General features: G+C 62.9%; 10 protein-coding genes. 4 read left to right on the top strand and 6 right to left on the bottom strand.

Translation table 11 applies throughout. The annotated features are described in order from the left end of the window. The first annotated feature begins 31 nt into the window (after window positions 1-31). Window positions 32-283, top strand: a complete 252-nt coding sequence (locus tag IAE39_RS08775) for a YfhL family 4Fe-4S dicluster ferredoxin (RefSeq protein ID WP_201201320.1) — start codon at window positions 32-34, stop codon at window positions 281-283. Window positions 284-418: 135 nt separating this feature from the next. Here the strand turns inward: IAE39_RS08775 and mutM are convergent, their stop codons facing one another. Both mutM and IAE39_RS08765 read right to left on the bottom strand, forming a co-directional pair. Next, window positions 419-1231 carry a bifunctional DNA-formamidopyrimidine glycosylase/DNA-(apurinic or apyrimidinic site) lyase gene (gene mutM / locus IAE39_RS08770; RefSeq protein WP_201201312.1) on the bottom strand — a complete coding sequence of 271 codons (813 nt, stop codon included), beginning with the start codon at window positions 1229-1231 and terminating at the stop codon, window positions 419-421. Between the two features lie 3 nt (window positions 1232-1234). Next, window positions 1235-2053: an HDOD domain-containing protein gene (locus tag IAE39_RS08765; RefSeq protein WP_201201382.1), complete on the bottom strand. Its 819-nt coding sequence runs from the start codon at window positions 2051-2053 to the stop codon at window positions 1235-1237. Between the two features lie 367 nt (window positions 2054-2420). On the opposite strand from IAE39_RS08765, the gene IAE39_RS08760 reads away from it, so the two are divergent. Further along, window positions 2421-3617: a class I SAM-dependent rRNA methyltransferase gene (locus IAE39_RS08760; RefSeq protein ID WP_201201310.1), complete on the top strand. Its 1197-nt coding sequence runs from the start codon at window positions 2421-2423 to the stop codon at window positions 3615-3617. 271 nt (window positions 3618-3888) lie between these two features. Continuing rightward, window positions 3889-5730, top strand: coding sequence for a dihydroxy-acid dehydratase (gene ilvD / locus IAE39_RS08755; RefSeq protein ID WP_201201308.1), 1842 nt, complete (start codon window positions 3889-3891; stop codon window positions 5728-5730). A 173-nt stretch (window positions 5731-5903) separates the two neighbouring features. Here the strand turns inward: ilvD and IAE39_RS08750 are convergent, their stop codons facing one another. Beyond that, on the bottom strand, window positions 5904-6959 hold the full coding sequence (locus tag IAE39_RS08750; RefSeq protein ID WP_201201300.1) for a haloacid dehalogenase-like hydrolase: 1056 nt from the start codon (window positions 6957-6959) through the stop codon (window positions 5904-5906). A 243-nt stretch (window positions 6960-7202) separates the two neighbouring features. Between IAE39_RS08750 and IAE39_RS08745 the strand changes: the two genes are divergently transcribed. Then, window positions 7203-8594 (top strand): L-cystine transporter, encoded by a 1392-nt coding sequence (locus IAE39_RS08745; RefSeq protein ID WP_201201298.1) that lies wholly within the window; start codon window positions 7203-7205, stop codon window positions 8592-8594. Window positions 8595-8719: 125 nt separating this feature from the next. Here IAE39_RS08745 and IAE39_RS08740 read toward each other — a convergent pair whose 3' ends face one another. The 3 genes from IAE39_RS08740 to IAE39_RS08730 form a co-directional block, all read right to left on the bottom strand. Continuing rightward, window positions 8720-11116, bottom strand: coding sequence for a TonB-dependent siderophore receptor (locus tag IAE39_RS08740; RefSeq protein ID WP_201201297.1), 2397 nt, complete (start codon window positions 11114-11116; stop codon window positions 8720-8722). Window positions 11117-11248: 132 nt separating this feature from the next. Next, entirely contained in the window at window positions 11249-12226 is a 978-nt protein-coding gene (locus IAE39_RS08735) for a FecR family protein (RefSeq protein ID WP_236548474.1), read from the bottom strand. Then, complete coding sequence (locus IAE39_RS08730) at window positions 12223-12756, bottom strand: RNA polymerase sigma factor (protein WP_201201294.1); 534 nt, start codon at window positions 12754-12756, stop codon at window positions 12223-12225. The genes IAE39_RS08735 and IAE39_RS08730 overlap by 4 nt, the downstream gene beginning before the upstream one ends. Between the last annotated feature and the right edge of the window lie 74 nt (window positions 12757-12830).

Below are 12830 nucleotides of genomic sequence, written 5' to 3'. Positions count from 1 at the left end.
GCCCGGGCGAAGCGCCCCGGCCGGAGTCCCCATGTCCCTGATCATCACCGACGATTGCATCAACTGCGACGTCTGCGAACCCGAGTGCCCGAACGAGGCCATCTCCCAAGGCGAAGAGATCTACGTGATCGACCCTAACCTGTGCACCCAGTGCGTGGGCCACTACGACGAGCCGCAGTGCCAGCAGGTCTGCCCGGTCGACTGCATCCCGCTGGATGAAGCGCACCCGGAAACCGAAGAACAGCTGATGGCCAAGTACCACCGGATTACCGGCAAGGGCTGAGCATCGCCTGGCAAGGGCTTCGCCCTTGTTCGCGGGTAAACCCGCTCCCACAGGTGTATACCAGCCCTTCTGGGCAGCGCAGTACCTGTGGGAGCGGGTTTACCCGCGAATTGGGCCGCAGAGCGGCCCCCTGCTTCAGCGCTGGCAGCGCGGGCAAAACACGCTCGCCCGCTGCCCCAGCTTCACCTCGCGCAGTTCCGTGCCACACACTTTGCACGGCTGCCCTCCGCGCCCGTAGACAAACAATTCCTGTTGGAAGTACCCCGGCTGCCCGTCGCCCCCGATAAAGTCGCGCAGGGTAGTACCCCCCTGCTCGATCGCCGCCGCCAGCACCCGCTTGATCTCGATCGCCAGCTTCAGGTAACGCGCCCGGGAAATCCCGCCCGCTGCGCGACGTGGGTCGATACCCGCGGCAAACAACGCCTCGGTGGCGTAGATGTTGCCCACCCCCACCACCACCGCGTTGTCCATGATGAACGGCTTGACCGCCATCGACCGCCCACGCGACAACTGGAACAGCCGTTCACCGTCGAACAGGTCGGTCAACGGCTCCGGCCCCAGGCGCAGCAGCAGCTCGTGGTTCAACGGGTCCAGGCTCCACAGCATGGCGCCAAAGCGGCGTGGGTCGGTGTAGCGCAGCATCAGCCCCGACTCCAGCTCGATGTCGACATGTTCATGCTTGGCCGCCGGCAAGCCCAGCTCGACCAGGCGCAGGTTGCCCGACATGCCCAAGTGGCTGATCAGGGTGCCGACTTCGGCATTGATCAGCAGGTATTTGGCGCGCCGCTCGACAGTGACGATGCGTTGCCCCGACAGGCGCACATCAAGGTCTTCGGGGACCGGCCAGCGCAGGCGCCGGTCACGCACCACCACGCGGCTGACGCGCTGGCCTTCCAGGTGCGGCGCGATACCGCGCCGGGTGGTTTCTACTTCGGGTAGTTCCGGCATGTGTCAGTGCCCGCCCAGCTCGCGAATGTTCTGCTTGAGGTTTTCGAAATCGTATTCCGACAAGCCAATGTAATCGAGCACCAGCGGGCCGACCACGTTCCATTCATGGTCGACGGCCTGGTTGCCCAGCACCCGGTAGGACGCGCAGATGTGCTCGGCCATCTTCAGCACCGCCAGCAGGTTCTTAAGCTGGTTCTGGGTATTGCGGCAGCTCTCGTCGCGGAACACCGCCAGGGCATTGTGGTGGTTGGCGATGGCCGCAGTGAGGTGCTCCGGCAGGCGCCAGGACTTGGCGGTGAAGTAGCCGACTACCGAATGGTTGGTGTTGAAGGCGCGGTTTTCGGTATCGACCACCCGCGTTTCCCCATCGGCCTTGGCATAGGCTTCTTCCAGCACATCCATGTAATTGGGGAAGCGCTTGAGCATCAGCGGCACGCCACAGTCATGGAACAGGCCGAGGGTGTAGGCCTCGTCCGCAGGCTGGATGCCGGTACGCTTGGCCAGGGTCAGGCAGGTCATCGCCACGTCCTGGGCGGTGTCCCAGAAACGGTTGAGGGTGACGATGGTCTCGTCACTCATCTCGCCCTTGATCGATTGGGCGTTGATCAGGTTGATGATTGAACGGCTGCCCAGCAGGTTCACTGCGCGCTGGATCGAGCCGATCTTGTTGGAAAGGCCGAACTGCGCCGAGTTGACCAGCTTGAGCAAGGCACCGGAGAGGCCCGGGTCCTGGGAAATCAGCTTGGCGATGGTTTCCAGGTCCGGGTCGGGCATGTACTGCTCGAACTGCAGGTCGACCATGATCTGCGGTTGCGGCGGGATGGTGATGCCTTGCAAGGCTTGCTGGATCTGTTCGGCGCTGAGTTCTTGGGACATACGTGCACACTCGTTTAGGACTGGCGATTTTAACCCTCTAACGCGGAATGGGACCAACCACAGAATCATTGCGGCAGGTATTTACCTTATCGGCACAGACCTGGCCCCCTGTAGGAGCGGCCTTGTGTCGCGATGGGGCGCACAGCGGCCCCAGGTTTTCAGCCTCGCAGCAGAAGTTGCCGGGGCCGCTGCGCGCCCCATCGCGACACAAGGCCGCTCCTACAATGACCGTGGTGCCTGGCAACTGGTCGAGCCCGGCACCGAAAACAAGGCAGACACGCTATAATCCCGCTCTTTTTCCCGGAGCGACGTCATGTCCCTGCCCAGCCTTCGCCTCAAAGCCAATGCCGACCGCCGCCTACGCGCCGGCCACCTGTGGGTCTACAGCAATGAAGTCGATGTCAGCGCGACCCCACTGCAAGGCTTCCAGGCCGGCCAGCAGGCCATTCTGGAGGCTGCCAATGGCAAGCCGCTGGGCATCGTCGCACTGAGCCCTAACAACCTGATCTGCGCCCGCCTGCTGTCGCGCGACATCAAGCTGCCACTGGACAAGTCGCTGCTGGTGCACCGCCTGAATGTTGCCCTGTCGCTGCGCGAGCGCCTGTTCGACCAGCCATGCTACCGCCTGGTCTACGGCGACTCCGACCTGCTGCCAGGCCTGGTGGTCGACCGTTTCTTCGACATCCTCGTGGTACAACTGGCCTCGGCCACCATGGAAGCGCACAAGGACGACGTGATCGCCGCCCTGATCCAGGTGCTCAAGCCCAGCGGCATCCTGTTCAAGAACGACTCCGCCGCCCGTGACGCCGAAGGCCTGCAGCGCTATGTCGAAACCGTTTACGGTGAAGTGCCGGACTGGGTCCCACTGGAAGAGAACGGCGTCAAGTTCGAAGCGCCGGTCCGTGAAGGCCAGAAAACCGGCTGGTTCTACGACCACCGCATGAACCGCGCGCGCCTGGCCCCCTATGTGAAGGGCAAGCGCGTTCTCGACCTGTTCAGCTACATCGGTGGCTGGGGCGTGCAGGCCGGCGCATTCGGCGCCAGCGAAGTGTTCTGCGTCGATGCCTCGGGCTTTGCCCTGGACGGTGTGGAGCGTAACGCCGCACTGAACGGCATCAGCGAGAAGCTGACCTGCATCGAAGGTGACGTGTTCGAAGCCCTGCGCGAGCTCAAAGCCGCCGAAGAGCGCTTCGACGTGATCATTGCCGACCCGCCCGCGTTCATCAAGCGCAAGAAGGACCTGAAAAACGGCGAAGCGGCCTACCGCCGCCTGAACGAACAGGCCATGCGCATGCTCAACAAGGACGGCATCCTGGTCAGCGCCTCATGCTCGATGCACCTGCCAGAAGATGACCTGAACAACATCCTGCTGACCAGCGCCCGACACCTGGACCGCAACATGCAACTGCTCGAGCGCGGCGGCCAGGGCCCGGACCACCCGGTGCACCCGGCCATTGCCGAAACCCGCTACATCAAGAGCATCACCTGCCGCTTGCTGCCAAACGGCTGATCTGTGCCAAAAAGGGCCGCCTGGCGGCCCTTTCCTGCTGCAAACACCCCGCCAACCATCCACATCTGCATTCCCTCGCCGCGCCAGCGGTGTAGAATCGGCCTATTCATCGCCAGTCATCCCCGGCGGGTTTATGAGCTCTGGCCAAGCACGCGGCGATCCCGCGCGGTCTTCGGCCTCATCCGTGCCAGTGGCAACCGGCCTGCGGCACAAAGGACAAGAGAAGCTCACTCCCCTTTCTGTGACCTGATTAAGCCGCCAGGAGTGTTTCATGCCTGATTATCGTTCCAAGACTTCCACCCAGGGCCGCAACATGGCCGGCGCCCGGGCCCTGTGGCGCGCCACCGGGATGAAGGACGAAGATTTCAAGAAACCGATCATCGCCATCGCCAACTCGTTCACCCAGTTCGTCCCGGGCCACGTGCACCTGAAGGACCTGGGCCAGCTGGTCGCCCGCGAAATCGAACGCGCCGGTGGCGTGGCCAAGGAATTCAACACCATCGCGGTCGATGACGGCATCGCCATGGGCCACGACGGCATGCTGTACTCGCTGCCAAGCCGCGAGATCATTGCCGACGCCGTGGAGTACATGGTCAACGCGCACTGCGCCGACGCCATCGTGTGTATCTCCAACTGCGACAAGATCACCCCCGGCATGCTGATGGCCGCCCTGCGCCTGAACATTCCGGTGATCTTCGTGTCCGGCGGCCCGATGGAAGCCGGCAAGACCAAGCTGGCCAGCCACGGCCTGGACCTGGTCGACGCCATGGTCATCGCTGCCGACTCCACCGCGTCCGACGAGAAAGTCGCCGAATACGAGCGCAGCGCCTGCCCGACCTGCGGTTCGTGCTCCGGCATGTTCACCGCCAACTCGATGAACTGCCTGACCGAGGCCCTTGGCCTGGCCCTGCCGGGCAACGGTTCGACCCTGGCCACCCACTCGGATCGCGAGCAGCTGTTCCTGACTGCCGGCCGCACCATCGTCGAGTTGTGCAAACGCTACTACGGTGAGAACGACGAGTCGGTCCTGCCGCGCAGCATCGCCAACTTCAAGGCGTTCGAGAACGCCATGATGCTCGACATCGCCATGGGTGGCTCGACCAACACCATCCTGCACCTGCTGGCCGCCGCCCAGGAAGGCGAGGTGGCGTTCGACCTGCGCGACATCGACCGCCTGTCGCGCAAGGTGCCGCAGCTGTGCAAGGTGGCGCCGAACATCCAGAAGTACCACATGGAAGACGTGCACCGCGCCGGCGGCATCTTCAGCATCCTCGGTTCGCTGGCCCGTGGCGGCCTGCTGCACACCGACCTGCCGACCGTGCACAGCCGCAGCATGGAGGAAGCCATCGCCAAATGGGACATCACCCAGACCGATGACGAAGCCGTGCACACCTTCTTCAAGGCCGGCCCTGCCGGTATCCCGACCCAGACCGCGTTCAGCCAGTCGACCCGTTGGGAAACCCTGGATGACGACCGCGAAAACGGCTGCATCCGCAGCTTCGAGCACGCCTACTCGCAAGAAGGCGGCCTGGCCGTGCTGTACGGCAACATTGCGCTGGATGGCTGCGTGGTGAAAACCGCCGGTGTCGACGAGTCGATCCACGTGTTCGAAGGCAGCGCTAAGATCTTCGAGAGCCAGGACAGCGCCGTGCGCGGCATCCTCGCCGATGAAGTGAAGGCCGGCGACATCGTGATCATCCGCTACGAAGGCCCGAAAGGCGGCCCGGGCATGCAAGAGATGCTGTACCCGACCTCGTACCTGAAGTCCAAAGGCCTGGGCAAGGCCTGCGCCCTGCTCACCGACGGCCGCTTCTCGGGCGGTACTTCGGGCCTGTCGATCGGCCACGCCTCGCCGGAGGCTGCTGCTGGCGGCGCTATCGGCTTGGTGCGCGATGGCGACAAGGTGCTGATCGACATCCCTAACCGTTCGATCAACCTGCTGGTCAGCGACGAAGAGCTGGCCGAGCGCCGCATCGAGCAGGACAAGAAGGGCTGGAAACCAGCTGAAGTACGGCCGCGCAAGGTGACTACCGCGCTGAAGGCTTATGCTCTGCTGGCGACCAGTGCCGACAAGGGTGCTGTGCGTAACAAGGCGATGCTGGAAGGGCTGTGAGGCTCTGAAAGCGTGAAAGAAAAACCGGCGCTCTGAGCGCCGGTTTTTTATGCCTGTCAGGGCCCTTTCGCGGGTGAACCCGCTCCCACAGGATCCCCTCTGACCTCAAGGCTTGTGGAGACCCTGTGGGAGCGGGTTTACCCGCGAAAGGGCCAGCAAAGGCAACACAATACTTACTGAATCTGCTCCGGCGTCACAATCACCCAGTTCTTGTCCGCCGTCACCGGCAACCCTTCCTTGGCCTGCGCCGCCGCATTTTTAGCGATCATCCCGTTCAGCTGGTCCATGTACTTGGCCTTGCGGTTTATCCACAGGTGGATACCGCCCTTGCCCACATCTACCCCATGAAACTGCATGTAGCCATCACTGGTCGGTGTATCGCCACCCACCAGCACCGGCTTCTTCCACTCATCGATATAGGTCAGGATCGCCGCCTGCTTGCCCGCCATCCAGGTGGCCGGGGTCCACAGGTACGGCGTCAGCTCCAGCCCTTCATTGGCCTTGGCGTCGTACTGCCCGGCGCTGATCTGCTTGCGCGCGGTGGTCAGCTGGCCGCTGGCGCGGTCCTTGAGCAGCAGGCTCACGCCAATCACGTTCTGCGGCTTCACGTTGTAGCCGTACTTGGGGTCTGAAGCGACCATGCGCACCAGTTCCTCGGAGGCCGCCGAAATCACATAAACCTCGATGCCGTTCTCCATCAGCTTGTTGTAAAGCTCGGCCTGGCCTTTGAAGACCTTGGGCGGCTGCACCTCGATGGCCTTTACCTGATCCCCTTCGTAATACGTGCTGGGGATCGGCTTGGTGGACGCCATCAGCTCATCCACCTGCACCTTCAACTCCTTGAGGGTAAAGCCGGAGAATACCTGGGCCACCCACGGGTAGCAGACCATGTCGTCGACTTCACACAACCTGTAGTAGTAACTGAACAGGCTTTCCTTGTGCCCGGCGGTATCCTTGAACGGCATCAGCTTCAGCGACGGGTCCAGCTTGTCACGGCTCAGCAGCCCCTTGTTTTCCATGAACGGCAGCAAGGCTTCTTCAAGGTCGTAGCGGTAGCTGGTGTTGTCCATGTCGAACACCGCGTAGTTACCCTTGTTGGCATTGGCGGCGATCATGCTGTCGAGCTGTTTGGCCGCTTCGGCAGGCCAGTGCTTGAGCTCGGTGGCGAAGGTTTCGATACTGAACAGCAGGGACAGGCCGATGGCGGCGGCTTTCACAGCGACTCTCATGTACGAATCTCCTGAAATGACCCGGAAACGCTAGTGCAACAATCCCTGCCAGAGGCCGTCGATAACGACCTCCATGCAGCAGTAAACGCCGTGTTCATTGCAATCTGCGACACGCCGTTATTCCATAAGCGACTATGCAAATTCCATTTGGGTATAAATTCGTTTGTTTTCAGCCTGTTAGCATTTCCGTTCGCAATCGCTCACAGAGGCGATGCCACTTCTGCTTTTTCTGCTGGAGCTTCAATGAACCTGCCGCTGTCGCTTAACCTCCTGGCGTTCCTGGCCCTGTTGCTGGGCCTGGCACAAACCCGCCGCACTGACTGGAGCCTGGCCAAGAAGGTACTGCTGGGCCTGGTGCTGGGCGTGGTCTTCGGCCTGGTCCTGCACACGATCTACGGCGCTGGCCACCCCGTGCTCAAGGCCACCATCAGCTGGCTTGACCTGGTCGGCAACGGCTACGTCGGCCTGTTGCAGATGATCGTCATGCCACTGATCTTCGCCTCGATCCTCAGTGCCGTTGCGCGCCTGCACAATGCTTCGTCGCTGGGCCGCATCAGCGTGCTCAGCATCGGTACCCTGCTGCTGACCACGGCCATTGCCGCGCTGATCGGCATTGTCCTGACCAACCTGTTCGGCCTCAGCGCCGAAGGCCTGGTGGCCGGCGTGCAGGAAAGCGCCCGCATGCAGGTTATCCACAGCGACTATGCAGGCAAGGTCGCAGACCTCAACATCCCACAACTGCTGCTGTCGTTTATCCCCAGCAACCCGGTAGGCGACCTGGCGCGGGCCAAGCCGACCTCGATCATCAGCGTGGTGATCTTCGCCGTTTTCGTTGGCCTGGCCGCGTTGCAGCTGATCAAGGACGATGCCGAAAAAGGCGAGCGTGCGCTGTCGGCCATCGACACCCTGCAAGCCTGGGTGATGCGCCTGGTGCGGGTGGTGATGAAGCTGACCCCGTATGGGGTGCTGGCACTGATGACCAAGGTGGTCGCCAGCTCGAACATGGAAGACATCCTCAAGCTGGGCAGCTTCGTGGTGGTGTCGTACCTGGGCCTGGCGCTGATGTTCGTGGTGCATGCCGTCATCCTGGCCGCCACCGGCGTGAGCCCGCTGCGCTTCTTCCGCAAGGTATGGCCGGTGCTGACCTTTGCCTTCACCAGCCGCTCCAGTGCTGCCAGCATCCCGCTGAACATCGAAGCACAAACCCGCCGCCTGGGCGTGCCGCAGTCGATCGCCAGCTTCAGCGCCTCGTTCGGCACCACCATTGGCCAGAACGGCTGCGCCGGGCTCTATCCCGCCATGTTGGCGGTGATGGTCGCGCCAGCGGTAGGCATCGATACCTTCGACCCGCTGTGGATCGCCACCCTGGTGGCCATTGTCACGCTGAGTTCGGCAGGGGTTGCCGGGGTTGGCGGCGGTGCCACCTTCGCCGCGCTGATCGTGCTGCCGGCCATGGGCTTGCCGGTGGAACTGGTGGCGCTGCTGATTTCGGTGGAACCGCTGATCGACATGGGGCGTACGGCGTTGAACGTGAATGGTTCGATGACCGCGGGTGTGGTGACCAGCCAGTTGTTGAGAGAAACCGACAAGGATGTGCTGGCGGACGATGAGCATGCCGAACTGAGCCATACCTGACAGATTGCCGGGGGCGCGCTGCGCCCCTTTCGCGACACAAGGCCGCTCCTACAGGGGTTATGCGTTCCCTTGTAGGAGCGGCCTTGTGTCGCGATGGGCCGCAGAGCGGCCCCGGCATTCTCAAGTCAGTAGCTGGCCCGCAAGCTCAACGTCAAATTTCGCGGCTCGCCATAGAAGTTAGACCCCCAGGCACTGTCCACCCGCTCGTAATACTTGCGATCAAACAGGTTGTTGGCCGTCAGCGTCGTGGTCAGGTGCTTGTTGAAGCGGTACCCCACCTGCGCCGTCGCCACGCCATAGCCACCCTGCACGAAGTCCACGCCGTTGCGCATGTAATAGGTCTCGCTGACCACCCTCACCCCGCCACCCACGCTAACTCCCTGCAACGGCCCATCGTTGAACTCGTAGCGCGTCCACAGGTTGAAGTTGTGCTTGGGCGTAATGGTGATGCCCTGGTAGTCCTCGTTGCTCATCGACTTGAGCATGGTGAAGGCGTACCCGGTGCTGATGCTCCAGTTGTCGGTCAGGTTACCGGAAAGCTCGGTTTCCCAGCCCTGGCTGCGCACCTTGCCCTGGGCCTCGTTGTACGTCGTCTGGCCCACCAACTGCGCACGGTTTTCGTCATAGATGCGGAACACCGCCACACTGCCGTTCAGGCGACCGTCGAAGAACTCGCGCTTGAGCCCCAGCTCGTATTGCTTGCCCTTGCGCGGGTCGATCGGCAAGCCATCGATATTCACCTCGGTCTGCGGCTTGAAGATACTGGTGTAGCTGGCGTAGGCCGACAACTCAGGCGTCAGCTTGGCCACCAGCGCCCCGTAGGGGATGAACTTGTGGTTGATGTTGGTTTTGGTGGTGGTGAAATTGTCGAAGAACGGGTTGGCGTTATGCGCCTCGCTGTCGAACCAGGTCAGGCGGCCGCCCGCGATCACGTCCAGCCAGTCGGTGGCGCTGACCTTGGCTCGGGTATAGGCCCCGTACTGGTTGGACTTCGACCAGTTGCCATTGGGCATGTCGAAGTCCTGTTTGGGAATATCGATACTGCCCGGGTCGAAAACGTTGATGGGGAAGTAATCGTCGCGACCGCCGCCACCGTAGGTGAAGTCCTTGTCCAGGTGCTGGTACTCGGCCCCCAGCGTAAATTCATGGCTGCGGCCGAACGCCTCCACCGGCACGGTGACGAAGCTGTCCAGGCCGAGCGACTTGATATGCGTGTAGTAGGAATAGGCAAGCGCGAAGCTGTCGCCGGTGCCCTCGGCTACCGCATCATCGGTCCAGGTGAAATTGCGCGTAGGGGTTTCGGCATCGCGGTAGGTCAGCGAGGTCTTGAACTGGCCGCCGTTGTCCAACGTATGGTCCACCTCGAAGAAGCTCTCCCACAGGCGCTCGTCCAGTTCGTTCCACTTGGCGTCGACGAAGGTCGAGCGGCTGACGTCGAGCAGCTTGCCGCTGGCGTAGGCTGGCAAACCGAAGGCAGGCGTGGAGTTGTTACGTTGATAGGTGCCACCTAACGACAACGTGGTTGCTGGCGTAACGTCGTACTCCAAGCGGCCGTACACCATCGGCCGCTCGTTCTGCGCATGGTCGACGAACGACTGGTTGTTCTCGTAGGCCGTAACCAGGCGCCCGCGCAGCGTGCCCTCGTCGTTCAGCGGCCCGGTGATGTCGACCGTGGAGTGATAGCGGTCCCAGCTGCCGGCCGACAACTCACCAGACAAACCGAACTGCCCCAGCGCCCGCTTGCGCACCAGGTTGATGGTGCCGCCCGGTTCACCCGCGCCTTGGTACAACCCGGAAGGGCCACGCAGCACCTCGACCCGGTCGAACATGGCCAGGTCGAAGCTGGTGGCCATATCGCCCTGGCCGGTGCGCTGGGAAACACCGTCTACCTGCACCTGGTCGACCAGGAAGCCGCGAATGTACACGTCGTTCAGGTTGGAACCGGTGTTATAGGACTTGATCGTCGCCCCGGTCACCTGGCGCATGGCGTCCTGCAGGCTGTTCATGTTCTGGTCGTCCAGCCGCTGGCGGGTGACGACCGACACCGACTGGGGGATGTCCTTGAGCTTCTGCTCGCCCTTGCCGATGGTCAGCGCGCTGGTGGTGTAGGAATGCGTACCTTCGGTGGTGGTACCCAACTGGCGGCTGTCGATCTTGATCGCGCCCAGTTGCAGCGAGGCATCGTCGGCACTGCCACGCCGTTCCAGGGTTACGCTGTCGGCGTCGATATACGTGGCACTGAGGCCGGTGCCCTCCAGCAGGCGTGCCAGCGCCTGGGCCTGTGGATAACTGCCACTCACGCCCGGCGAACGCAGCCCTTGGGTGAACTCGCCCGGCACCAGCACCTGAAGCCGCGTCACCGCACTGAAGGCCGCCAGCGCCGAATCCAGCGGCTGGGCCGGGATCTCGAAACGGTAGGCCTGGGCCTGGGTCGCGGCACTGGCGTGCAGCGGCACGGCCAATGTGCCGCAGGCAAGTGCGACGGCCAGCCCGAGCGCAGTGCGCGTGGCGATGATCTTCATGTGGTGAGGCTCCCCGAATTCGTCCTGATGATCGACGGCGCGGCACTGTCTGAGAGTGCTTATTATTTGCGCCTACCCAATCAAGGACGTCGGCTCGGCGGGAATCCCCGAAAAATTTTTGAAAATCTTCGCTCAACCTTCACGCAGGATGCGCAACCACGGCGTGTACTGCTCGGCGCGCAACCCCAAGGTGTGCGTCAGCGCCTTGAGCACGGCATCGGGTTTGTCGATCTCGAACACGCCAGACACCTTGCGCTGGCGCAGGCCCTCGCCCAGCAGCACGGTCTGGCCCGGCCAATAGCGGTTCAACTCGGCAACCACCTCGGCCAGCGGTTGCTGGCTGAACACCAGCTGCCGCTGCCGCCAGGCAAAAGCACTGGCCTGGTCGAACGGGTGCAAGGCGGCCAGTGAGCCCGCCGCATACTCCACGGCCTGCCCCGGCCCAAGGAACACGCCCAGGCCGCTGCCCGCGTTGACCTCAACCCGGCCCTGCCCGACCTTGACGCGGGTCTGCCCAGCGTCACTGGCCACGCTGAAGTGAGTGCCGACCACCCGCACCCAACCCTCACCGGCATTCACCACGAACGGCCGAGAGGGGTCGCGCGCCACGTCGAACCAGGCTTCGCCGCGCAGCAGCCGCACCCGTCGCTCACCGCGCGCCAGGGTTACCTGTACCGCCGTGTCGGTGTTCAGTTGCAGTTGCGAGCCGTCTTCCAGCCGGATACTGCGCGATTCGCCGGTGGCCGTTGCATAGTCGGCGCGCCAGCGGTCGACATAGGGCGTCTGGCCCAGCAGCAAGCCGAGCAACAGGGCCGCCGCAACCCCCTGCGCCACCTTGCGCCAGGTACGCCGGGCAGGCTTGCGCCATTGCCGGCGCTGCTGTTCACGTAGCTGCGCCGCGGGTGCCTGCAAAGCACCCAGCAACAGGATCACCTCGTCCCAGGCCAGCGCCTGCGCAGCGCCGGCCGCCTTCCAGGCAGCGAACGCTGCCCGCTCTTCAGGCGTGACATCGTCGGCCTGCAAGCGGTAGTACCAGGCTGTGGCTTCGGCGAACATCTGCTCGCTGTCGGGCGTTTCGCTCATCGGGGTATCTGCAGTTCCAGGGTTCATGGCCGCGGCACCCTCACCTGGCCGGCCAGTTGCCGCTTGATGAAGGTGCGGCAGTCTAGCAGCGCCCGGCGCAGCTGGTATTCGACGCTGCGCGGGGTAACATTCATGCGCTCGCCGATTTCCCGGTAGCTGCAGCCGTCCACATGGTAAAGCAGGAAGATATGCCGGGTAGCCTCAGGCAACGACTCGATCGCGGCTTGCATCAAGGCGTGTTGCTGCTGTTCGAACAGTTTTTCTTCAGCACCGGGGTCGTCGCTGGCCAGTTCTTCGCTCGGCTCGCCAGCATCCAGGCGCTCACGGCGAATCGCCTGGCGCTGGTGGTCGCGGACCAGATTACTGGCAATGGTGAAGAGAAAGGCCGGCAGGTTGTCGATCTGCTTGTCGGCAGGCAGCCGCGCCAGGCGCAAGAACGATTCCTGGGTCAGGTCGGCAGCGACCTGGGCATTACCAGTACGCCGCGCGACGAAGGCTTCCAGCGCTTTCTTCTGCTCGGTGAACAGCCGGGCGATCTGCTTGTTCCATGAAGACACGGCACGCCTCGGCTGCAAGTCTCAAGAGGTGCGCACGCTAGCAGAAGATGAGATGAATTCGCAATTGATACTGA

Origin of the sequence: Pseudomonas sp. S37 (assembly GCF_016658545.1) — a bacterium.
Taxonomy (GTDB): domain Bacteria; phylum Pseudomonadota; class Gammaproteobacteria; order Pseudomonadales; family Pseudomonadaceae; genus Aquipseudomonas.
Note: the sequence above shows the minus strand (reverse complement) of the source record. Positions and strands in the feature narration are given on the sequence as shown.